This window comes from Halocynthiibacter sp., assembly GCF_049608145.1.
Taxonomy (GTDB): Bacteria; Pseudomonadota; Alphaproteobacteria; order Rhodobacterales; family Rhodobacteraceae; genus Halocynthiibacter.
This window is the reverse complement of the sequence record NZ_JBMYXF010000016.1, coordinates 1-23,197: the sequence shown is the minus strand read 5'-3', so window position 1 is coordinate 23,197 and position 23,197 is coordinate 1. Positions and strand designations below refer to the sequence as shown.

The 23,197-nt window shown below is 54.1% G+C and carries 23 protein-coding genes; 11 read left to right on the top strand and 12 right to left on the bottom strand.

Going from position 1 to position 23,197, the window contains the following annotated elements; translation table 11 throughout:
- The 8 genes from ACPGUT_RS07070 to hutI form a co-directional block, all read right to left on the bottom strand.
- Window positions 1-813, bottom strand: a complete 813-nt coding sequence (locus ACPGUT_RS07070) for an alpha/beta hydrolase family esterase (RefSeq protein WP_423989798.1) — start codon at window positions 811-813, stop codon at window positions 1-3.
- Window positions 814-817: 4 nt separating this feature from the next.
- Window positions 818-1,270: a rhodanese-like domain-containing protein gene (locus ACPGUT_RS07065; protein ID WP_423989796.1), complete on the bottom strand. Its 453-nt coding sequence runs from the start codon at window positions 1,268-1,270 to the stop codon at window positions 818-820.
- 9 nt (window positions 1,271-1,279) lie between these two features.
- Window positions 1,280-1,798, bottom strand: coding sequence for a YHS domain-containing (seleno)protein (locus ACPGUT_RS07060; RefSeq protein WP_423989794.1), 519 nt, complete (start codon window positions 1,796-1,798; stop codon window positions 1,280-1,282).
- Window positions 1,799-1,949: 151 nt separating this feature from the next.
- Window positions 1,950-3,629, bottom strand: coding sequence for a urocanate hydratase (gene hutU, locus ACPGUT_RS07055; protein WP_423989792.1), 1,680 nt, complete (start codon window positions 3,627-3,629; stop codon window positions 1,950-1,952).
- A 13-nt stretch (window positions 3,630-3,642) separates the two neighbouring features.
- Complete coding sequence (locus tag ACPGUT_RS07050) at window positions 3,643-3,987, bottom strand: hypothetical protein (RefSeq protein WP_423989790.1); 345 nt, start codon at window positions 3,985-3,987, stop codon at window positions 3,643-3,645.
- Window positions 3,984-4,766, bottom strand: a complete 783-nt coding sequence (gene hutG, locus ACPGUT_RS07045; protein ID WP_423989788.1) for an N-formylglutamate deformylase — start codon at window positions 4,764-4,766, stop codon at window positions 3,984-3,986. Before hutG ends, ACPGUT_RS07050 begins: the two co-directional genes overlap by 4 nt.
- Entirely contained in the window at window positions 4,763-6,286 is a 1,524-nt protein-coding gene (hutH, locus tag ACPGUT_RS07040; RefSeq protein WP_423989786.1) for a histidine ammonia-lyase, read from the bottom strand. The genes hutG and hutH overlap by 4 nt, the downstream gene beginning before the upstream one ends.
- The gene (gene hutI / locus ACPGUT_RS07035; RefSeq protein WP_423989784.1) at window positions 6,283-7,497 is read right to left on the bottom strand and encodes an imidazolonepropionase; all 1,215 of its coding nucleotides are present in this window, start codon (window positions 7,495-7,497) and stop codon (window positions 6,283-6,285) included. The genes hutH and hutI overlap by 4 nt, the downstream gene beginning before the upstream one ends.
- A 74-nt stretch (window positions 7,498-7,571) precedes the next feature.
- Between hutI and ACPGUT_RS07030 the strand changes: the two genes are divergently transcribed.
- On the top strand, window positions 7,572-8,939 hold the full coding sequence (locus ACPGUT_RS07030; protein WP_423989782.1) for a formimidoylglutamate deiminase: 1,368 nt from the start codon (window positions 7,572-7,574) through the stop codon (window positions 8,937-8,939).
- On the opposite strand, the gene ACPGUT_RS07025 is transcribed toward ACPGUT_RS07030, so the two are convergent.
- Entirely contained in the window at window positions 8,931-9,470 is a 540-nt protein-coding gene (locus ACPGUT_RS07025) for a HutD family protein (RefSeq protein ID WP_423989780.1), read from the bottom strand. The genes ACPGUT_RS07030 and ACPGUT_RS07025 overlap by 9 nt on opposite strands.
- A gap of 76 nt (window positions 9,471-9,546) precedes the next feature.
- Here ACPGUT_RS07025 and ACPGUT_RS07020 point away from each other — a divergent pair, with 76 nt between their 5' ends.
- A complete protein-coding gene (locus tag ACPGUT_RS07020) occupies window positions 9,547-10,248 on the top strand; it encodes a GntR family transcriptional regulator (protein WP_423989778.1) in 702 nt (233 codons plus the stop codon).
- Between the two features lie 68 nt (window positions 10,249-10,316).
- Here the strand turns inward: ACPGUT_RS07020 and ACPGUT_RS07015 are convergent, their stop codons facing one another.
- The 3 genes from ACPGUT_RS07015 to ACPGUT_RS07005 all read right to left on the bottom strand — a co-directional run bounded on the left by ACPGUT_RS07015 (window position 10,317) and on the right by ACPGUT_RS07005 (window position 12,820).
- Window positions 10,317-10,511 (bottom strand): hypothetical protein, encoded by a 195-nt coding sequence (locus tag ACPGUT_RS07015; protein WP_423989776.1) that lies wholly within the window; start codon window positions 10,509-10,511, stop codon window positions 10,317-10,319.
- Between the two features lie 175 nt (window positions 10,512-10,686).
- Window positions 10,687-11,691 carry an inositol 2-dehydrogenase gene (gene iolG / locus ACPGUT_RS07010; protein WP_423989774.1) on the bottom strand — a complete coding sequence of 335 codons (1,005 nt, stop codon included), beginning with the start codon at window positions 11,689-11,691 and terminating at the stop codon, window positions 10,687-10,689.
- A 10-nt stretch (window positions 11,692-11,701) separates the two neighbouring features.
- Window positions 11,702-12,820, bottom strand: coding sequence for a Gfo/Idh/MocA family protein (locus ACPGUT_RS07005; protein WP_423989772.1), 1,119 nt, complete (start codon window positions 12,818-12,820; stop codon window positions 11,702-11,704).
- 83 nt (window positions 12,821-12,903) lie between these two features.
- Here ACPGUT_RS07005 and ACPGUT_RS07000 point away from each other — a divergent pair, with 83 nt between their 5' ends.
- The 9 genes from ACPGUT_RS07000 (at window position 12,904) to iolB (ending at window position 23,007) form a co-directional block, all read left to right on the top strand.
- Complete coding sequence (locus tag ACPGUT_RS07000; protein WP_423989770.1) at window positions 12,904-13,743, top strand: MurR/RpiR family transcriptional regulator; 840 nt, start codon at window positions 12,904-12,906, stop codon at window positions 13,741-13,743.
- 98 nt (window positions 13,744-13,841) lie between these two features.
- Window positions 13,842-14,642 carry a sugar phosphate isomerase/epimerase family protein gene (locus ACPGUT_RS06995; protein ID WP_423989768.1) on the top strand — a complete coding sequence of 267 codons (801 nt, stop codon included), beginning with the start codon at window positions 13,842-13,844 and terminating at the stop codon, window positions 14,640-14,642.
- A gap of 48 nt (window positions 14,643-14,690) precedes the next feature.
- Window positions 14,691-15,617: a sugar ABC transporter substrate-binding protein gene (locus tag ACPGUT_RS06990; RefSeq protein WP_107496584.1), complete on the top strand. Its 927-nt coding sequence runs from the start codon at window positions 14,691-14,693 to the stop codon at window positions 15,615-15,617.
- 60 nt (window positions 15,618-15,677) lie between these two features.
- Entirely contained in the window at window positions 15,678-16,781 is a 1,104-nt protein-coding gene (locus tag ACPGUT_RS06985; protein ID WP_423989766.1) for an ABC transporter permease, read from the top strand.
- A gap of 1 nt (window position 16,782) precedes the next feature.
- Complete coding sequence (locus ACPGUT_RS06980; protein ID WP_423989764.1) at window positions 16,783-17,562, top strand: ATP-binding cassette domain-containing protein; 780 nt, start codon at window positions 16,783-16,785, stop codon at window positions 17,560-17,562.
- A gap of 3 nt (window positions 17,563-17,565) precedes the next feature.
- Complete coding sequence (locus ACPGUT_RS06975; RefSeq protein ID WP_423989762.1) at window positions 17,566-19,476, top strand: bifunctional 5-dehydro-2-deoxygluconokinase/5-dehydro-2-deoxyphosphogluconate aldolase; 1,911 nt, start codon at window positions 17,566-17,568, stop codon at window positions 19,474-19,476.
- On the top strand, window positions 19,473-21,287 hold the full coding sequence (gene iolD / locus ACPGUT_RS06970; protein WP_423989760.1) for a 3D-(3,5/4)-trihydroxycyclohexane-1,2-dione acylhydrolase (decyclizing): 1,815 nt from the start codon (window positions 19,473-19,475) through the stop codon (window positions 21,285-21,287). The genes ACPGUT_RS06975 and iolD overlap by 4 nt, the downstream gene beginning before the upstream one ends.
- On the top strand, window positions 21,287-22,186 hold the full coding sequence (gene iolE / locus ACPGUT_RS06965) for a myo-inosose-2 dehydratase (protein ID WP_423989758.1): 900 nt from the start codon (window positions 21,287-21,289) through the stop codon (window positions 22,184-22,186). Before iolD ends, iolE begins: the two co-directional genes overlap by 1 nt.
- Window positions 22,183-23,007, top strand: a complete 825-nt coding sequence (gene iolB, locus ACPGUT_RS06960) for a 5-deoxy-glucuronate isomerase (protein ID WP_423989756.1) — start codon at window positions 22,183-22,185, stop codon at window positions 23,005-23,007. Before iolE ends, iolB begins: the two co-directional genes overlap by 4 nt.
- The last annotated feature ends 190 nt before the right edge of the window (window positions 23,008-23,197 follow it).

Below are 23,197 nucleotides of genomic sequence, written 5' to 3'. Positions count from 1 at the left end.
TCACGGCAGGTTTTCAAACCAATCTATCACCATATCCGCCCAACCATCGGGCACCGTATGCCCCCCCGGAAACAGTGCAAGTTCAAGTGCAGTATCTGGCGCACATTCATCCCAGCGGCGGCGCATAAAAACACCGTCATCCTGCATGGTCGTCGCATGGGGTTGCGCGCACCCGTTCACAAGGCGCAGGGTTTCAAAGGCGGTAAACACATTGCCTTGAATGAAACCTGATCCAACTTCGCGCCCCTCAATGGGCACAACCGTGTCACGCCAACCATGGGTGTGGAACAGGTTCATAGGTTGATCACAGCTTTCCGGTTCTGGTCGCCAGAAACTGCCCGCGACAGGTGCAAAGGCTGCGTAATTATCGGGTGAATTACAGGCGATATAGCTGGTCATGGAACCACCAAGACTGAACCCAGCCAACAAAACACGATCCATATCAAGATCATTGCGGCTGGCGGCATCTTTCAGAACCTCAGTAAAAAATGCGGCCTCGTTCCGGCCGCTGTTGAACTCTGGATGGAAATTCCACGACGTTGCGCGTTGTCCCATCAACGCATTCGGACTGATCACCGCATATCCACGTGCACGCATATTTTGTCCAACCACCTGGTTGTTTTGGGACGCCATTCCATGCCCCCCATACCCATGCAGAAACATCACAACAGGCAGCGGCCCATCGACATTATCTGGCCGGGAAATATGATAGGTGCCACTTTCTGTCTCGCAGGCATCATCTGCACCACCACAGGCTTGGGCCAAAGTCGCAGCACAAACCATAACAGAGGCAATTCCGGTTAACTTCAGCATTGTCTTATCCCTGATAGTCTACAACCGGCAGCCCCTGCGACAGCCAGCCCGGCCCGGACGATGATCCAAGCATGCCTTCGGGGACATCGATAATGTTGGTAAATCCGGCATCCAGCAGGCGTTGACCTGTCCGGTTAGAACGCACGCCCCGCGCACAAATCAGGGCAATCGGCGCATCCCGCTGATGGTCGACCAGCGCTTCAACCTGTTCAATAAAGTTGTCATCCCGCAAATCAATACCCCACGCCCCTTCGCCGATCCCTGTCGCGCGCCATTCGTCGGGGCGACGGATATCAATCAAAGTGATGTCCCCCGCGATGGCCGCAGCGTAAGCTTGTGACACCAAAATCGCCTGCCCATCAAAAGGCAGACGATTAAGATACCAAATCCCACCTGCCCCCGCCGCAGCAAAAGTTACGACGACGAAACTGCGGCGCGAAAGCAGGGGCTGAGACATAGTATTCCCTTAGTTCTGGACAGGCGCCTCAGAATTCCACTGCGGAATAGTGGATGTAGACGCCGCATCACTTTCAATACCAGGCCAGTTGCCTTCGGCAAGAGAAATGTTACCCGGAATGTCTTCCTCAAAGAAGCCAACCACAACCGGCGTGATGTTCACATACAACTTTTCGTCCACAATGCGCCACAGGTTCGGGTTGCCCGGAACTTTACCACCACGGGATACACCATAAGCGCAGTGACCATCATATTGCGGGGCAAACGCTGCCGGATCTTCAAGAAAACGCGTGCGGTTTTCTTCTGAAGAAAACGCCCATGTCGCGCCGTTGTATTCGGCGGTAATAGACGCATCACCAGGAACTGCAGCGGTCTGTTCAGTGCCGATCTCATTTTGTTCAAGATCGAAATACGCCACAACATCATAGCCGGAAACGGCATAGCCGGTTTCATCTACATACTGGTCACCTGCAAAGGCGAAAGTTGCGGAAACTGCCAGTGCAGCGACGGAGAGAAACAATTTTTTCATGACAGATATCCTTTTGATTACGCCGTTTCTTCTACAGCTACAGCAATTACCAGGTCATGAAAGCCCGCCTCACAGGGATGTTATCAATCGTGCAATAGAAAGGGGCACCCGAAACGGATGCCCCTTCTGGCCGCCAGAGTGTGAGGAAAAGTTACAAGATCCCCGGCAGGTTCAGCCCATGTTCGCGCGCGTGGCCTTTTGCAATGTCATAACCTGCATCCGCATGACGCATCACGCCAGTGGCTGGATCATTCCACAGAACACGCCCCAGACGGCGTTCGGCATCGTCTGTACCATCGGCACAAATCACCACGCCGGAATGCTGGGAAAAGCCCATGCCAACACCACCCCCATGATGCAGGCTGACCCAGGTCGCGCCAGATGCGGTGTTCAACAGCGCATTCAGAAGGGGCCAGTCTGAAACAGCATCAGACCCATCCATCATGGATTCAGTTTCCCGGTTCGGGCTGGCGACAGACCCTGAATCAAGGTGATCACGTCCAATGACAACCGGGGCAGAGAGTTCGCCATTGCGCACCATTTCATTAAACGCGAGACCCGCTTTATGGCGATCCCCCAGACCAATCCAACAAATCCGCGCAGGCAGGCCCTGGAATGCAATGCGTTCAGACGCCATGTCCAACCAACGGTGCAGATCGCGATTGTCCGGGAACAATTCTTTCATTTTCGCGTCGGTCTTGCGGATGTCTTCTGGATCACCAGACAGGGCCACCCAACGGAACGGACCAATCCCTTTACAGAACAACGGACGGATATAGGCAGGCACAAATCCTGGAAAATCAAACGCGTTTTCCAGACCTTCTTCCAGCGCCATTTGACGAATGTTATTGCCGTAATCTACCGTTGGAATGCCCATCGCATGGAAATCACACATCGCCTTCACTTGCACCTTCATGGATGCGCGTGCGGCTCTATCCACCACTTTAGGGTCTGATTCACGCTTGCCTTTCCACTGCGCCATGGTCCAGTTTTGTGGCAAATACCCATTCACAGGATCATGTGCGGACGTTTGGTCGGTCACGATGTCAGGGCGCATACCACCGGCATTTGCACGTTCGACAAGTTCCGCAAACACATCCGCAGCATTGCCCAAAAGACCGACAGATTTCGCTTCCCCCGCTTTGGTCCAAGCATCAATCATCGCCAAAGCCTCATCCAGAGTTTCGGCCTTTTCATCCAGATATTTCGTGCGCAGGCGGAAATCGATGCTGTCTGGGTTACATTCAACCGCCAAACAACAAGCACCGGCAAAAACAGCCGCCAAAGGCTGCGCGCCGCCCATGCCACCAAGACCACCGGTCAAGATCCATTTGCCCGTCAGATCACCGCCAAAATGTTGACGCCCAGCTTCTGCAAATGTCTCATATGTGCCCTGCACAATGCCCTGCGTGCCGATGTAAATCCAAGACCCGGCGGTCATCTGACCGTACATCATCAAACCCTTTTTATCGAGCTCGTTGAAGTGATCCCAATTCGCCCAATGCGGCACAAGGTTTGAGTTCGCAATCAACACACGCGGCGCATCTTTATGGGTCTGAAACACGCCAACTGGCTTGCCCGATTGCACCATCAAAGTCTGGTCTTCTTCCAGCGTCTTTAATGTATCCACGATCAGGTCAAAGTCTTTCCAAGTCCGCGCAGCCCGCCCGATCCCACCATAGACCACCAGCTCATGTGGGTTCTCGGCCACGTCAGGATGCAGGTTGTTCATCAACATCCGCATCGGCGCTTCCGTCATCCAAGATTTCGCGGTGATTTCAGTGCCCGTCGCAGGGAAAACGTCGCGGGTGTTCTTACGTGGATCGCTCATCTGGGGTCTCCTGTTAATTCTGTCGGTTTTGTATGTGGTTTTCGGTTCGGTGACCGGAATCATTGGTCCAAATCAGGGTCTCGCCATCGCGCCAAACCTGATAGCAACTCCAGTAGGACGGCTCGTTCGATCCCCAAGCTGAACAATATTGATTGCCACGCACTTCCCACCAACCGTGGGACGGTCCGCGCGCATCATCGTAACGCGTGTCGCCATTTAGGTCGAAATTTTGCCAAGTCTGATTGCCCGTCACAACGATGGTCGGCAGCAGGTCCTGGATCTCAGGGCCCGTCAGCCGGGTCTCTTCAGCCATGGCTGGCGTTGTCAAAAGGGCGAATACAAAGGCGAGAGTTTTCATGCGGGTTTCCAATTCTGCAGATCTGTTAAGATGTCGCGCAAATGGTTGCGCAACCTGTCTGCTTTGTCTTTATCCCACGCCCATGGCGCCTGTTCTTCACAATAGGTTGATTGCGCCAATTCCATCTGAATGGCATGCAGCCCCTCACTTGGGCGGCCATAATGGCGCGTGGTCCAGCCACCTTTGAAACGCCCGTTCAAAACCGATGTATACCCATCGGCGCGCTTACAACGCATAACAACAAGGGTTTCAATCGACGCATCACAGGTCGTGCCCAAATTGGTGCCCGTGTTGAAATCTGGCAATGTGCCCTCAAACAAAAACGGAATGCCAGACCGGATAGAGTGGCAATCATAAAGCAACGCAAAACCGTGCAAAGCGCGCACACGTTCAAGTTCCGCCGCAAGGGCTGCGTGATAAGGTTCATGGAACCTCTCGCGGCGGCTTGCGATATCCGCCTCATCCGGTTCCATCCCGGTTTTATAAATGCCCTTGCCATCAAAATCTGTCAGCGGGCATAAAGTTGTGGTGTTTTCCCCGGGATAGAGACTAATTCCACCCGGATCACGGTTCACATCGATCACATAACGGTGCACCGGTGTGCGCACCGTCGTCAGCCCTTCGACAAGCCCCGCATAGAGATCATGGATGTGCCAATCCGTATCCGCAAGCGCCTGTCCCGTGTCATTGAACGTCGCCCAAATACCCTCGGGCACGTCAGTACCCGTATGCGGCAGGCCCAACACAAGTGGGCTGTTGCCTTGGGTCACTTCAATCACAATGTGACCTCGACACCAGCCGCTTTGGAAATCATCCCGTCACGCACCATTTGCGTCGCAGCTTCGATATCGGGCGCCAGATAACGATCCTCGCCCAGTGTCTCGACCTCGGAACGCAACAGGGCAATGACGTCTTGCAATTTGCGTGATGTTTGCAGCGGCGCACGGGCCTCAACCCCCTGGGCTGCACACAGCAATTCAACGCCCAAAATCACCGCCAAATTGTCATTCATCCGCTTCAAGCGAAATGCCCCATGTGCCGCCATCGAAACGTGGTCCTCCTGGTTCGCGCTCGTCGGTGTGGAATCCGTCACACAGGGGTTGGCAAGATGTTTATTCTCACTCATCAAAGCCGCAGTTGTCACCTCAGCAATCATGAAACCCGAATTCAAACCCGGGTTTGGTGTCAAGAACGGTGGCAAATCATAAGACAAGGTCGGATCGACCATCAAGGCCACACGACGCTGGGCAATCGCACCAATTTCAGCAATCGCCAAAGCCAGTTGATCCGCGGCAAAACCAACATATTCCGCATGGAAATTCCCGCCCGAAACAATGCGGCCTTCATTGACCAAAACAAGCGGGTTATCCGTCACCGCATTCGCTTCAATTTCCAAGGTGCGCGCCGCCATACGGATCACATCCAAAGCCGCCCCAACCACCTGCGGCTGACAACGAATGCAATAGGGATCTTGCACACGGGTGTCATCGTCACGATGGCTTTCGCGGATCTCAGACCCGTCCATAACCGCCCGCATTTCCGTCGCAACATCGATCTGGCCCGCATGCCCCCGCAGGCTATGAATATCCGCCAAAAGCGGGGCCGTTGATCCCATGATCGCATCCGTCGTCAGGGCTGCAATCGTCATCGACGCTTTTGCCATGCGGCAGGCATCAAACAAGCCAGCCAAGGCACAAGCGGTAGAGAATTGCGTGCCGTTGATCAGGCCAAGACCTTCCTTCGGACCAAGGATAACAGGCTCTAATCCGGCGTTTTTCAACGCATCTGACGCAGACATCCGCACACCCTTGTGGGTTGCCTCCCCCGCACCAATCATCGCGGCCGCCATATGCGCAAGTGGCGCAAGATCGCCCGAAGCGCCCACGGACCCCTGCGATGGCACCACCGGAATAACGCCGTTCGCAAGCATGTCTTCGATCTGATTGATAATGTCCCAACGCACGCCAGACGCACCACGCCCCAGCGACAAAAGCTTAAGCACCATCATCAAACGTGTCTTGTCTTCGGATAGGGGTTCACCCACACCGCAGCAATGACTAAGGATCAGATTGCGTTGCAATGTTTCGGTGTCTTCCGGGGCGATTTTTTTACTCGCAAGCTTCCCAAAGCCCGTGTTGATGCCATAGACAGCAACAGTGCCAGCAGCGGCCTCGGCGACCATATCAGCAGCGGCCTGCACCGGCCCACGCGCTGTGTCATCCAGCCGAACCTCAGGCATAGTGCGATAGATATCTTCAAGCACGCAAAGCGTTGCGGTGCCGGGTGTAAGCGTGATCATAACGCCCCTCCTGGAATTCGTTTGTGCAGTGGATTGAACCCAATCCGGTATGATAATTCGGCAGGATGTTTCACATCCCACACCGCCAAATCCGCGCGCATGCCGGGTGCAATCTGACCTGCATCTGTCATGCCCAGCGCCTGGGCGGCATTGCGTGTCACGCCAGCCAAAGCTTCTTCCGGCGTCATGCGAAACAGGGTACAGCCCATATTCATCGCCAATAAAAGCGAGGTCATTGGCGATGATCCCGGGTTGCAATCCGTCGCCAAGGCCATCGGCACACCATGTTTTCGGAACCTGTCAATCGGCGGCATTTGTATTTCACGCAATGTGTAAAACGCGCCGGGCAAGATCACTGCAACCGTTCCAGATTTCGCCAATGCGGCGGCATCTTCGTCATTGGCGTATTCAACATGATCCGCCGACAAAGCGCCAAATTCAGCGGCCAGCTTCGTGCCGCCAATATTGGACAACTGTTCTGCGTGTAATTTTACAGGCAGGCCCAGCGTTCGGGCGACCTTGAACACGCGTCGGATTTGAGCCGCGTCAAATGCGATACCCTCACAAAAACCATCAACAACATCGACCAGACCCTCTGCATGGGCAGCACGCAGCGCCGGAATGCAGACATCATCAATATATGCATTCGCCCGACCAGCATATTCGGAAGGAACCGCATGCGCCCCAAGAAACGATGTTTTCACACGTATATCGCGCAATTCACCCAATTGGCGGGCCGCGCGCAGCATGTTCAGTTCCGTTTCGTGATCAAGCCCATAGCCAGATTTGATCTCAACCGTCGTAACACCTTCCGCAATCAATGCATCAAGGCGCGGCAGCGCATCCACAACAAGCGCATCCACATCTGCTTCGCGCGTGGCTTTCACAGTGGAAACAATCCCCCCGCCAGCACGGGCGACCTCTTCGTAACTTGCCCCCTCCAGGCGCATTTCAAATTCACGGGCACGGTCGCCGCCGAAAACAATATGTGTATGACAGTCAATAAGGCCTGGCGTTATAAGACGCCCGTTCACAGGCTTTTGACGCAAACAGGCATATTCAGCGGGCAGCAGTTTCTGCGCGCCCACCCATGAAATACACCCGTTCTGGACCACAATCGCAGCATCGGCAATCAAACCATATGCATCAGCAGTCACCTGCATTGTCGCCAGAATTGCCTGGGTCAGTACATATTCAGATATTTCAGCCATCTTCGCCTCATATTGATCTTGCCGAAATCAAGGTATGGGATTATAACCATTATGTCTATACAAAAGGATATTCCATGCAGGTTATTTTCGCCAGACGCGCCCGCACCCCCGATGGCTGGAAGCAAAACGTAAGAATAACCTGCAAGGGCGGGGTGATTTCCACCATTGAGCCGGACAGCACAGCGCAGGCGGATGACACGCGGGTTGATACATTGCTGCCCTCCCTTGCCAACCTGCATTCCCACAGCTTTCAACGTGCGATGGCTGGGATGACCGAATTTCGTGCGGCTGGAAAAGACAGTTTCTGGACTTGGCGCGATTTGATGTATCGCTTTGTGGAACATATTTCGCCGGAGCAATATCAGGCCATCGCCGCCCTTACCTTTATGGAAATGCAAGAAGCCGGTTACGCCTCTGTCGGAGAGTTCCATTACGTTCACAACCAACACGGCGGCCAGCACTATGACAATCAGGCCGAACTAAGCGAGCAGGTGTTCGCCGCCGCCTGTCAAACCGGAATTGGCCTGACGCATCTACCAGTTCTATATAGCTATGGTGGTGCTGATAAAGCCGAACTGAATGGTGGCCAGATGCGGTTTGGCAATTCTGTTGAAACCTATGCAACACTTGTGGAAAGCATCCGAAAAAGCGCCGAGCAGACGTTGCCCGTCGACACATGTGTTGGCATTGCGCCCCATTCACTGCGGGCCACATGCCCGGAAGATCTGGCGCAGGTTTTACATCTGGCACAGGATAAGCCCATCCACATTCACATCGCTGAGCAACCGAAAGAAGTCAGCGATATTCAGGCATGGCTGGGTGCACGTCCGGTGGAATGGCTGCTGGCCAACACCCCGGTTTCTGACCAGTGGTGCTTGATCCACGCAACACATATGACCGGTGCAGAAACACAGAATATGGCAAGGTCAGGTGCTATTGCCGGTCTCTGTCCAATCACAGAGGCAAACCTTGGTGATGGCCCCTTTAATGGGGTGGCGTTTCTGGCGAATGATGGTGCGTTCGGGGTTGGATCAGACTCTAACGTGTGTATTTCGCTGTCAGAAGAGCTTCGCACACTTGAATATTCCCAACGCCTGCGCGACCTTGGGCGCAATGTGATTATTCCCGGAGAAGGATCCGTTGGAGACGTCCTGTACCTTGGGGCGGCCACAGGTGGCGCAAAGGCCCTAAACCGCAATGCCGGGCGCATCGAAACCGGCGCGCTGGCAGATCTTGTGGCAATTGACAGCACATCACCCGCACTATGCGCCCTGCGCGAGGATCAGCTTCTGGACGGATTATGTTTTGCCGCCAACGGCACTGTCGTGACAGATCTTTGGTCGGCAGGTCGCCATCAGGTGCAATCCGGTCACCACATCAATCGCGATCAGATCGTCACCTCTTACAAGGCCGCAATGTCAGATCTTCTTGCATCAATCTAAAAGATCAGAAATGCCCATCAAAAAGACCATGCTGTTATCCGAACCGGTGCATGAACCGTCAGCCTGAATTACCTGCCCTTGGCCACGGGTCAGGGCTGCGCCATCCGGGACAGTGCATTCCCCTTGAAGGACGAAAATTACGTTTTTACCTTCCCTTACGTGGAAAGTGCCCCCTCTCAGCAGATCGACAGTTATCCGACACACATCCGGGTCATAGATCACATTCAACGCCCGGCATGAACCATCGATAAGCCTAGCCGTCAAAGCAAGGTTTCCATCAAAGTTTAGCGGCGCGAATGGCAATGCGTTTAACGTCGTGCCGTCTCCCTGCAATGTCAGTCCACGACCTTTGATAATTGTATGGATACGCTTCATCCCGGGAAATGCCGAAAAAGGGCCATTTTCATCAATATCAGCCAAACTTAATCGCCAGACAGGCGTTTCTCCGACGCCTTCCCGTGCAAGTTCGCGCGTGTAGCCTCCACCGTTTTTCCATCGCGTCCGAGGACATTTTGCGGCATCAAGGCGCATAGATAGCTTTCCTTCTCACATGCTGATATACAACTACATATAGAAATAATGTGCAGATAAATGACATGAGGGCAATGTGACCAGCGGGCAAAAAACAGGATTTCAGGATGTTCGCGACGCTGTCATCACACGTATCCAATCACGGGAATGGGCGCCAGGCACCCTTTTGCCCACAGAACACGAACTGGCCGAAGAATTTGGCTGCGCCCGCGCCACCGTGAACCGGGCAATGCGGGAACTGGCAGACCGGGGCATCGTAGACCGGAAGCGCAAAAGCGGAACACGCGTCAATATTGCCCCCAGCAAGCAGGCGACTTTTGAAATTTCAGTGGTCAGACAAACGGTCGAGGAAATGAATGCGACTTACCGGTATTCTCTGGTTGATCGTAACATTACAAGTGCTCCGGCCTGGCTGCGCGCCAGACTGGAATTGCCCGAACCCGCGGAAATATTACATCTGAATTGCATGCATTATGCAGACAACCGACCCTTTCAATTTGAAGAACGCTGGATCAACACCCAAGCCGTCCCCACGGTCGTGGATGCAGACCTGTCAGTTATCGGACCAAACGAATGGCTGCTGGCAGAAATACCGTTTTCAAACGCCGAGATCATGTTCACCGCCGTCTCTGCCGATGAAAAGCTATCAGGGTTTTTGGCCACGCCAGAGGGCACGCCATTGTTTCAGATGGAACGCACAACCTGGCTGCAGGGAACACCCGTCACATTTGTTCGCATGACATTTCACGCTGGATATCAAATGAGCACGCGTTACTGATCATCTGAAGGCAACAAAAAACCCCGCATGATGTATGCGGGGTTTTCTAAATTCACTTGAAGCAAAGCTTATTTTGCAACAGCAGCACCGAACAGGATCAGTGCGAACAGTGGAACCAGGATGCCGGAAGAAGAAGAAGAAGAACCAGCTTCAACTGTTTCGATTGGCATGATTTCTGCTTCAACAACAGGCTGATTCAGGCCACCAGCTACAGCGCCAGTTGCGGTCAGTGCGAAAGCGGCGGAAAGTACGATATTTTTCATGATTTACCTCACATGTGTTTCTGTTGTGGCTGTTAGCCCTCATCGGTGCGTTTTGTCCAATAACGGCTATGAAATATAGGGGAATACGTGAAAAGCGTTGCATGCACGCTACAAATACACGCCCTCAGGGCGAAATTCTGGCTAAAAAATCGCCCCGATTGTGAATTATGCCAAGTCAGGTCAAAATTTCAGACATGTTCACCACACGGCTTTCATCGACAGAAATATTCGCAGCATCCGCCAAAGCAAGTGCAATCATTCCGTCGCGGCCGGCCGGGTGTGTCGCCTGACCATCTTTGACAGATGCAACAAAAGCCGCAATCTCGGCCGCATAAGCCGCGACATAGCGGGTCATGAAAAAGTCATGTAAAGGTGCTCGATTATAACCATCGGCAGAGGCAACTTCGACTTGCACCGGATGTTCGTTCATCGCGGTGACAGCGCCTTTGGATCCATGTACTTCAACCCGTTGATCATAGCCATAGGTCGCACGGCGAGAGTTGTTAATCATCGCCTGTTTGCCAGTTGCCGTGGTCAGAATCACACTGACAGTGTCGTAATCGCCCAGCTCACCCATCTTCGGGTCAACCAGAACAGACGCTGCCGCCTGTACTGTTTCGATTTCTTCACCCAGCATGAAACGCGCCATGTCAAAATCATGGATGGTCATGTCACGGAAGATACCACCAGACACTGTAACATATTCATAGGGTGGCAGGCCAGGATCACGAGAAGAGATCACAACCTGTTCCACATCACCAATCTGGCCGTCATCAATCGCAGCACGTGCGCCCATGAAATGTGGATCAAAACGGCGATTGAAGCCGATCATCAGAGTGGCGTTGGTTTCGTCCACTACAGCCAGGCAAGCTTTCACGCGATCAAGGCTTAGATCAATCGGCTTTTCACAGAAGATCGCTTTGCCGGCACGGGCGAACAGTTCGATCAGATCGGCGTGGGTGTTGGTTGGTGTGCAGATCACCACCGCGTCAATGTCATCAGCGGCTGCGATGGCTTCCATATCACGGATCTCTGCACCATATTGGACAGCAATTGCTTCCGCCGCGGCGGGCATCGCATCGGTGACAACCGCAAGGGTCGCATCCGGATTGTTATGAATTGCCTGGGCGTGGGTTTTACCGATACGGCCAGCGCCGAGAAGTGCAAAGCGAAGTGTCATGATCATTCCTTCAGAGAGTGATACGCGTACCGGTTTCGGCAGCGCGGTCGATGGCGTGGATGACCTGCTCAAACACCAGGGCATCATTGAAATCGGGATGGCAGGCGGGACCGCCGTCGATCGCACGTAAGAAAGCCGCAGCTTCAATAATTTTCAGATCGTTAAACCCCAGCTGATGGCCAGGGGCCGGACAAAACGCCCCATAGGGTTCATGTGCAGGGCCGGTCAGGATGGTCTTGAACCCCTGCTGCGCTTGCGCGCCGTCGTTCTGATACAGCTGCAATTCGTTCAGGCGCTCCTGGGAGAAGGTAATCATGCCCTTCGTGCCATGCACTTCCCAGTCGAGCTTATTCTTGCGCCCCCAGGCCGATCGTGATGTGCAAAGCGTGCCCTGTGCACCGGATGCGAACCGGACAATCGCGCTGGCAGTATCTTCATTCTCGACAGTGCCCACACCAGACCCGTCCGGTAGTGGGCGAGTTTTATGGATGATCTGCGTATCCGCGATCAGACTGTCCACCGTCCCCATCACCCCCTGAGCCATAGACACCAGGTGACACCCCAGATCGCCGAGTGTACCTAGACCTGCCTCGGATTTTTTCGCGCGCCAGGTCCAGGGCAGATTGGGGTCCGCCTGATAATCCTCATCTACCCAACCGCGAAAATGCACCGGCGTGCCGATAGCACCGCTTTCAATCAACTCAATTGCGTGGGTGAAAGCCGGATTCTTGATATAGTTATACCCAACCATAGTTTTCACACCGGCGGCCTGGGCGGCGGCGGCCATTTCAGTTGCCTGTTCCAGCGTAATCGCCAGTGGTTTTTCACAATAGACATGCTTTCCGGCGGCAATCGCTTCCAAAGCCATCTCATGATGTAATCCATTGGGCGCGGTAATCGAAACAATATCGATATCCGGATCATTCACCATCGCACGCCAGTCATCAGTTGCCTGCGCAAAGCCGAACTGATCCGCGATCTCTTGCGCGCGACTGAGGGGCAGTTCACACAAACAGGATAATTCCACCTCAGGAACATCCCCCATCACAGCTTTTACGTTGCGAAATGCAAGCGCATGTGTCTTACCCATAAAGCCGGTGCCAATCAGGCCAAGGCGCAGTTTCTTCATCTTCGGGCTTCCCAGAAAGCATTTTGGAACGTATATTCCATTTTAATGCGCAGCTCGCCAGGTTATGTCAAGGGAATACAGGTTTGACCGCAGTCACTGAAAGCCAATCAAAGTTTTCCACTGTGGATGACCTGACCGCATTCCTGCGCCAGGATGATCTGAAGATGTCCAAGCGTCTGCGCCAGTGTACAGGTTTTATCCTTGAAAACCGCAATAGAATCGCCGTCCTGACGGTTGCAGACATCGCGGCTGAATCTGGCCTTCAGCCCTCTGCAATCATACGGTTTTGTAAGTTTTGCGGGTTTTCCGGTTTTTCAGAACTGCAACGCCTGTATCGTGACGAACATGCTGCAAGCCGTCCGGATTATTCAACCCGTTTTGAACAGATGCGCGAAGCTGGCCCCATGTCACCCGACGCGCTTTTGGCCGATTTCGTTGAAGCTGGCCGTACATCACTTGCCGGGCTATTTGACACGGTTGACTCTGCCGACATGGAACAGGCGATCACATTGCTTTCAAATGCAAAAATGATCCACACTGTTGGATTTCGCCGCGCATTTCCAGTGGTCAGCTACCTGACTTACATGCTGGAAAAGATGGATGTTCCCACAATGCAGCATTCCGGCGTTGGTGGAATTGACCAGTCGCTTGCCATTCGAGAAGGTGACATTGTTCTGGCTGTTACTTTCGCGCCCTATTCCAAAAAAACTGCGGGGATCATAGAATATGCCCGCCGAATTGGGGCACTTGTGATCATGATGACAGATATTATTCCTGAACATGGAACAACCGGCCCAGACGACCTGCATCTGATCGTGCAAGAGGCTGATATTGGTGATTTCCGCAGCCTATCTGCATCCCTGACACTGGCCACAACTCTGGCGATTTGTGTGGGTGAACGCAAAAACATCCAAGACATCTAAAAGATTTTTCTTGCTATTCTAATTTTTAGAATAAATATTTCATTTTGAGAAAGCCGAGTCCCCATGAAGGGGAGATATTGGATTTTCAGGGAGACGAAATGCGTAGAACTGGTTGCTGCACATGGATTTTTGGTGACAACGCACTGGCGGACACGGCTGCGCGGGTTGCGAAAGCAGGCCTAAATGGCGTGGAGCTGTTTGGCGACACTGAAGGCATCGACCCGAAGGAAGCTGCAAAAATCCTGAATGGTCACGGGCTGGAAATCTTTTCCCTGACGCCAGGTGACGCCGATATTTCCCATCCCAATGCGGACATCCGTGCAAAAGCGATAGAGTATTACAAAGCGCTGTCCGATTTCGCGGCCGAGTTGGGAAATCCGCTGATTTCTTGTCACGGACAAGTCGGACGGATCGCGCCCATTGCCAGCCAGGCAGAAGAAGATGCCCTGTTACAGGATTCTGTTGCGCAGATCTGTGAGATCGCAAAAGGGCAGACTGTCGTTTTCGAAATTCTGAACCGCTATGAAACCCATCAGGTCCACACCGTTGCCGAAGGGCTTGCCCTGATGAAAGCGGTGGGGGCAGACAATCTAAAGCTGCTGCCCGACGCTTATCATATGAACATTGAAGAGGCTGATCCGGCAGGTGCCCTGCGCGCAGGTGGTGATGCAATTGGTCTGTACCACGCAGCCGATTCAAACCGCATGGGCATTGGCGCAGGCAACACAGATTTCGCCGCGCAGATCCGTGCGCTGGATGACATCAACTATCAGGGCCCTGTGATTTTCGAGGTCAATGCCCCCGGCCCGAACCCGTTTACGCCCGACAAGGGTGAAGGATTTCGCGACATCGTGGTTGAAGAATTGGCGCGCTCAAGACGCATCTTCAACCAGGGTTAAGAACCGCCGCTTCAGCGGCATAACAAAAGTGTAATTGGGAGGAAAACAATGAAACACTTTCTGAAATCTACCATCGCAGCGGCGGCATTCGCAGTTGCGACACCTGCACTGGCAGCTGACATTATCGTTGTCAGCCACGGTCAGGCGAACGACCCATTTTGGTCTGTTGTGAAGAACGGCGTTGATATGGCGGCGGAACACACCGGTGCGAACGTATCTTACCGTGCACCTGAAACCTTTGACATGGTAGCCATGAGCCAGCTGATCGACGCGGCTGTGAACCAAGAACCAGATGGCATTGTTGTGTCTATCCCCGATGCCGATGCGCTTGGCCCATCAATTGAAAAAGCCGTGGCTGCGGGCATCCCTGTGATTTCTATGAACTCTGGTTCTGATGTGTCCAAATCCCTTGGTGCGCTTCTGCACGTGGGTCAGGACGAATATGATGCTGGTAAAGCAGCGGGTGAACGTCTGGCAGCCATGGGCGGCACCAACGGCATCTGTGTGAACCAAGAAGTCGGCAACGTTGCCCTTGATCTACGCTGTGAAGGTTTCGCGGCTGGTTTTGGTGGCACATCCACAGTAATCCCAACCGGTAACGATCCGGCGGAAGTAGAAGCCAAGATCAAAGCGGCCCTTGATTCTGATGAAAGCATCGATACCATCATGGGTCTGGGTGCATCCCTTGTGGGTGAACCGTCTGTGGCTGCTGTGAAAGCCGTTGGTCGTGCGGGCGAAGTACACATCGCAACATTCGACATGTCTGCGGGTTTCCTTGAATCAGTTGTTGCCGGCGACGCCGCATTCGCAATTGACCAACAGCAGTTCCTGCAGGGTTACCTGCCGGTGTCTTTCCTGGCGCTGCATGCTGATTACGGCCTGATGCCTGGTGGCAACGTGCCGTCTGGCCCGAATCTGATCACTGCTGACAAAGCTGGCCAGGTTGTTGAACTGTCTGCTCAAGGCATTCGCTAAAACACTCTGCCGGGAAGGGTTCCCGCCCTTCCCGGCTTTTACGATTCCGGAGAGACCCCGATGACGGACCAAACCGCCCAGAGTGACGAGCGCATCAAAAGCGTTCCTCTGATGACCCGCCTCATGACCCGGCCCGAGCTTGGCGCGATTGCCGGGGTTATTCTTGTTACTATCTTCTTCCTGTTCACCGCCGACAGCGCCATGTTTACCTTGGCTGGCGTGATGAACTTTATGGCCCCTGCCGCCCAATTGGGCATTCTGGCGATTGGGGCGGCGCTGCTGATGATTGGTGGCGAATTTGATCTTTCCCTTGGGTCCATGGTGGCCTTTGCCGGTCTGATCTTTGGCGCAGCCCTGACAGTGTTTGGTCTGCCTCTGATCCTGGCGATCCCCGTAACCCTGATTTTCGCAGGCCTGATGGGTGGCATGAATGGCCAGATCGTGATCCGCACCGGCTTGCCATCCTTCATTGTGACGCTTGCCTTCCTGTTTATCCTGCGTGGCATGTCCCTTGTTGGCTTGAAATGGGCAACCGGCGGTTCAACCCAGATGCGCGGCATTCGTGAAGCTGTGGAAAACGACTGGCTTGCACCGTTCTTTTCCGGCGAAGCGTTTCCCGGTCTATTCACTAAATTGGCGGATTGGGGCATGATCGCCACGTTCAAAAACGGCACCCCAAAGGTGCAGGGCATTCCAGTGGAAATCCTGTGGTTTGTAGCCCTTACCGCAGTCGCAACCTGGGTTCTGCTGCGCACGCCTTTCGGCAACTGGATTTTCGCCGTTGGCGGCGACAGCAATGCTGCGTCAAACTCGGGTGTCCCCGTACGCCGCGTGAAGATGACCCTGTTCATTTTAACCGCCTGCTGCGCAGCCCTTCTGGCGATCATTCAAGTGCTGGATGCGGGTTCTACTGACGCGCGTCGCGGTTTCCAGAAAGAATTCGAAGCGATCATCGCGGCCGTAATCGGTGGCTGTCTTCTGACAGGTGGCTATGGATCCGCGATTGGGGCTTTCTTTGGTTCCATTATCTTCGGCATGGTGCTGATCGGCCTGACCTATACCGGAATCGATCAAGATTGGTATCTGGTGTTCCTTGGTGGGATGCTTTTGATCGCCGTGTTGTTCAACAACATGATCCGCAAGCGCGTGACGGGGGAACGTTGATATGACCCAACCGATTCTAGAAATGAGAGAAATCCAAAAGCATTTCGGCAATGTGATCGCTCTTGCCGGGGTCAGCTTTGATGTACGCCCTGGAGAATGCCACTGTCTTTTAGGGGACAATGGTGCAGGGAAATCGACCTTCATCAAAACCATGTCTGGCGTGCATCAGCCCACCAAAGGCACCATGGTTGTCGATGGTGAAGATGTGACTTTCGCCAGCCCCCGCGAAGCCATGAATGCTGGGATTGCAACGGTGTATCAGGATCTCGCGATGATCCCTCTGATGTCTGTTGCCCGCAATTTCTTCATGGGCCGTGAACCCGTGAAGGGGAAGGGTCTGTTCAAACGGTATGACGCGGAAGCAGCCGGAAAAACCACCATGGAAGAGATGCGCAAAATGGGCATCAACCTGCGCGAAGCTGATCAAGCCGTGGGCACGTTGTCCGGCGGTGAACGTCAGACAGTGGCGATTGCACGGGCGGTTTATTTCGGGGCGAAAGTTCTGATTCTGGATGAACCGACATCCGCCCTTGGTGTGCGCCAAACAGCGAATGTTCTGGCCACGATTGACCGCGTGCGCAAACAGGGCATCGGCGTTGTCTTCATTACCCATAACGTGCGTCACGCGATGGCGGTTGGTGATCGGTTTACCGTTCTGAACCGGGGTCAGACCCTGGGCACAGCGGAACGCGGGCATGTGTCACCAGAAGAGCTGCAAGACATGATGGCAGGCGGGCAGGAAATGGCCCAGCTCGAAGGGTCTCTAGGAGGGACCGTATAAAATATGAAGAAACTGGACCTGATCACAATCGGCCGTTCCTCGGTTGATCTTTATGGCGCGCAGGCGGGCGGGCGGCTGGAAGACATGGCGTCTTTCAACAAATATATCGGTGGTTCCCCCACCAATATCGCCGCTGGCACCGCACGTCTGGGGCTGAAATCAGCCTTGATCACCCGTGTGGGCGACGAACATATGGGGCGCTTTGTGCGAGAACAACTGGCGCTTGAGGGCGTCGATGTGACAGGTGTGAAAACTGATCCGGAACGCCTGACGGCGCTTGTGCTGCTGGGCATCCGGGATCAGGAACAGTTTCCTCTGATTTTTTACCGTGAAAACTGCGCAGACATGGCCCTGTCTGAAGATGATATCGATCCTGATTTCATCAACAGCGCCCGCTGTGTCTGCGCCACCGGCACGCATTTAAGCCACCCTCAAGTGGAAGCCGCTACCCTGAAGGCACTGAAGTTGGCCCGTGAAAACGGTGCCAAAACCGCGCTTGATATTGATTACCGCCCGAACCTTTGGGGCGTGGCTGGGCATGGGGATGGCGAAAGCCGTTTTGTCGAAAGCCAAAAGGTGACGGACAAGCTACAATCCACCCTGCACCTGTTCGATCTGATCGTAGGAACAGAGGAAGAATTTCACATCGCGGGCGGCACAACAGACACTATTGCGGCACTCAGAGCCGTTCGGAACGTGTCTAACGCGACCCTGATCTGCAAACGTGGCCCGATGGGGGCCTCTGCGTTTGAAGGCGATATTCCTGACAGTCTGGATGACGGACAAACTGGCCCCGGCTTCCCGATCGAAGTCTATAACGTCCTGGGCGCAGGTGATGGTTTCATGTCTGGCCTGCTCAAAGGTTGGCTTGATGGCGAGACCTGGGAGGTCACCCTTGGTTATGCCAATGCCTGTGGTGCTTTTGCGGTCAGCCGTCATGGCTGCACACCTGCCTACCCAAGCTGGGAAGAGTTGCAATTCTTCCTTAAGCGCGGTGTGAAACAGCCCGATTTGCGCAATGACGCTGAGCTGGAGCAAATCCACTGGTCCACCAACCGGCGTGGTGATTGGCCCGACATGCGGGTTTTTGCCTTTGACCATCGCCTGCAGTTTGAAGAAATGGAAGGCGCGACCAACGACAAGATCAATGCTTTTAAAACCCTTTGTCTTGATGCGGCCTCTCGCGTGGCGGATGGTAAGCTTGGTTATGGCCTGCTGTGTGACAGCCGCCTTGGGCGTGACGCGCTATACAAAGCCGCCGGTCAGGGCCTTTGGATCGGGCATCCGGTGGAATGGCCAGGGTCACGTCCATTAACGCTTGAGCCTGAAATAGGGTCTGATTTTGGTGGTCTGAATGAATGGCCGCTGGAACATGTGGTGAAATGTTTGGTCTTTTGTCATCCCGACGATGAGGACGCAATGCGCCTACAGCAGGAAGACGTTGTAAAGCGTGTGTTTGAAAGCGCCCGTCGCAATCGTCTGGAATTCCTGCTTGAGGTTATCCCGTCCAAAGTTGGCCCTGTGAATGACGACACCACCCCCGCACTGATCCAGCGTTTCTACGACATCGGCGTCTATCCCGACTGGTGGAAACTTGAACCCTTCAAAACCGACAAAGCCTGGCAAAACGCTGTGGACGCAATCAATCGCAATGATGCGCATACACGTGGTATTGTGGTTCTCGGTCTTGATGCGCCTGCGGATGAGTTGCGTGCAAGTTTTGAACTGGCCGCTGGTTATGACCTTGTAAAAGGTTTTGCCGTTGGTCGCACAATTTTCGGAGATACAGCCCGCGCCTATATGAAAGGCGAGGTTGATCCACAGGCCGCCATTGATGAAATGGCTGCGAAATATCAGAACCTTTGCAACACCTGGGATCAGGCGCGCAAAACAGCACAGGAACGTCAGGGATGAATACGATCCGTTTGACCGCCGCACAGGCAATGGTGCGCTACATCGAAAACCAGTTCAACGAGGATGGACAGCGCATCATCGAAGGCGTCTGGGCGATCTTCGGGCACGGTAATGTCGCGGGGATTGGCGAGGCTTTGCATGATGCCAAAGACCGCCTACCCACATATCGCGGCCATAATGAACAGACGATGGCCCACGCTGCGATTGCCTACGCGAAACAGTCAAAACGTAAGCGCGCCATGGCGGTCACGACCTCCATCGGGCCAGGCGCCACCAATATGGTCACCGCCGCGGCCCTTGCCCATGTGAATCGACTGCCGGTTCTGATGATCCCTGGTGATGTCTTTGCAAATCGTGGCCCGGACCCGGTGCTGCAACAGATTGAAGATTTCGGTGATGGTACGGTTTCTGCGAATGACACGTTCAAACCCGTCAGTCGGTATTTCGACCGGATTTCGCGCCCGGAACATGTCCTCACCGCCCTGCCCCGCGCGTTTCAAACCCTGACAGATCCGGCCAATTGTGGCCCAGCGGTTCTGGCCTTTTGCCAAGACACCCAGGCCGAAGCCTATGATTACCCTTTAACCTTCTTTGAGCCACGCATTTGGTACATCCGTCGCCCAGCCCCGGAAGCCGGCGAGTTGGCCCGCGCAATTGAAGCAATCAGATCCGCCAACAATCCAGTTATTGTTGCAGGTGGTGGCGTACATTACGCCGATGCCTGTGACGCACTGAAAGCCTTTGCACATCGGTTCAACATGCCCGTTGTGGAAACCCAAGCAGGCAAATCTGCCTTGCCTTGGGATGATGAAATGGCCTTTGGTCCTGTCGGCGTAACAGGCTCTAACTCAGCGAATAGGGTCTGTGAAGATGCAGATCTAGTGCTTGGGATCGGGACACGTTTCCAGGATTTCACGACTGGATCTTGGGCCTTGTTCAGCAAAGCACAAAAACTGATCTCGCTGAACATCCAACCTTGGGACAGTCATAAGCATGGCGCACAAAGTCTGGTTGCGGATGCCGCAGAAGGTCTTGCAGCCTTGGCCGAGCATCTAGGTGATTACCAAGGCGCGGGCGCCGATCAAACCCTGCGCAGCGATTGGTACGCGGCCGTTGACGCCGTAACTGACGCGCCTGCGGGAAACACCCTTGCCACGGATATGCAAGTTATTGGCGCAGTGCAGCGCGCGGCAAATGACAACACGGTTGTGATGTCTGCCGCAGGCACCATGCCGGGTGAATTGCACAAGCTTTGGAAAAGCTACAACCCCGGCGCCTATCATATGGAATACGGTTTTTCCTGCATGGGCTATGAAATCGCAGGTGCCATGGGCATCAAGATGGCGGAACCCCATCGCGACGTGATCTGCTTCACCGGCGACGGCACCTATATGATGGCGAATTCTGAATTGGCCGCCGCCGTGATGATGGGCGTGGATTTCACAATTGTTGTCACGGATAACCGCGGTTACGGCTGCATCAATCGCCTTCAGATGGGCACAGGTGGAGCCGAGTTTAACAATCTCCTCGACCACAGCCAGCACGAAGTGCCCAGCGCAATTGATTTTGTCAAACACGCGGAAAGCATGGGCGCACAGGCTGTGAAAGTATCTGATATCGCTGGATTAGAGACTGAATTGGCTTCGCGCGGCGAGAAAGGCGTGAAGGTCATCGTGATCGACACAGACCCTTACCCAAGCACAGAAGCCGGTGGATACTGGTGGGATGTGGCCGTGCCCGAAGCATCAAACCGAGATGAAGTTAACGAAGCAAGAAGCCGCTACGAAGCGGCCCTGAAGGAACGCAACTGATGATCCAGTATGGCACAAATCCCATCGCTTGGGCGAATGACGACGACCAGACCCTTGGCGCACATATCCCGACAGAACAGATCCTGACGGAAGCTCGTGATATTGGCTTTGATGGCATTGAAAACGGCCACCGCTGGCCTCAGGATGATCCAGAAGCACTGAAACAGCTTCTGGGCAGCTATGATCTGAAGTTTATCTCTGGCTGGCATTCGCTGAACCTTCTGGCGCATTCCGTTGCAGATGAGAAAGCCGCCATTCAGCCGCATCTTGATAAGCTGAAACACAACGGTTGTAAGGTTTGCATAGTTTGTGAAACCTCAAACTCTGTGCAGGGCGTGGATCAGCCGGTGAATGATGCGCCTGTACTTGATGATGCTGGCATGAAAGCCTTCGCCGCAGATGTGGAAGAGATCGCACAATATTGCGCCGATCAGGGCATTACGCTGGTCTATCACCATCACATGGGCACCGTTGTGGAAACCCCCACAGAGATTGACGCCTTTATGACGGCGACCGGCCCGGCCACAAAGCTGCTGTTTGATGCCGGCCATTGTTACTTTGGTGCAAACGGCCAGGATCCTGCACCTATTCTTGCGAAATACATCGATCGCGTCGGCCATTTCCACGCGAAAAATGTGCGCCCTGCGGTCATGAAGGATATACGCGAAAAAGGCATGTCTTTCATGGATGGCGTGCGCGGCGGTGTCTTTACCGTGCCTGGCGATAATGAGGGCGGCGTTGATTTCAAACCGCTGCTGCAGATCCTGAAAGATCATTCCTATGACGGCTGGATCGTGATCGAAGCAGAACAAGACCCGGACATGCGCAACCCGTTTAAGTATCAGTCTCTGGGCCTAAAAACCCTGCGCGACACAGCCAAAGAAGTGGGCCTGTCATGACAACTCTTCTGCGCAAACCGCTGGGCGCCACTGGCAAGGTGCATAACATCACCTCGGAAAACGCCCGCGGCCCGCAAAGCCCGGATTGGGCCTATGTTGGATTTGGTCTATATCACCTTGAAGAAGGCGATGAAGTGTCTGAGGTCACCAATGATCGCGAAGTGATCCTGGTGCTGGTGGAAGGCAAAGCAGAGATCACCGCGTCTGGCGAAGAATTCGGAGAAATGGGCGACCGGATGAACGTGTTTGAGAAAACACCGCCGCATTGTCTGTACGTGCCAAACGACAGCGACTGGAAAGCTGCCGCCACCACAAGATGCGTATTGGCGGTCTGCACAGCACCTGGCAAAGGCGGCCATAAGGCCCAACGTCTGGGCCCTGACGGGATTGAACTAACCCCACGTGGCACGGGGCAAAACACCCGCTACATCAACAATATCGCCATGGAAAGCCGTGACGTTGCTGACAGCCTGCTGGTGACCGAGGTGTTCACCCCTGATGGCAACTGGTCCAGCTACCCCTCGCACCGACACGATGAGGACAACTTTCCGGATATGACATATTTGGAAGAGACATATTACCATCGCCTTAATCCGGGTCAGGGCTTTGGCATTCAGCGGGTTTATACTGAAGATGGCACCTTGGATGAGACCATGGCCGTGAAAGATGGCGACGTGGTTCTGGTGCCACGCGGGCACCATCCCTGCGGGGCCCCCTATGGCTACGAAATGTACTATTTGAACGTGATGGCAGGGCCGCTGCGCAAGTGGCGGTTTAAGAATGATCCAGACCATGACTGGATCGCACAGCGCGATGCGTGAACCTGTGGGAATAGGTCGAACGAAAATTTGACGGGGGCGCTGATCGTTCAACGCCTCCCCTCTTTTTTCCACTACTGTGAGGCACAGTTTTGTAGCCGGGAGCGAGTTATGCTCAAGAGTTGGTAACGGGCTGATTAGGCTCAGGCCTCATACCCAAAACAGCACGGTAGCTGCGAGCGCAATTGCGGAC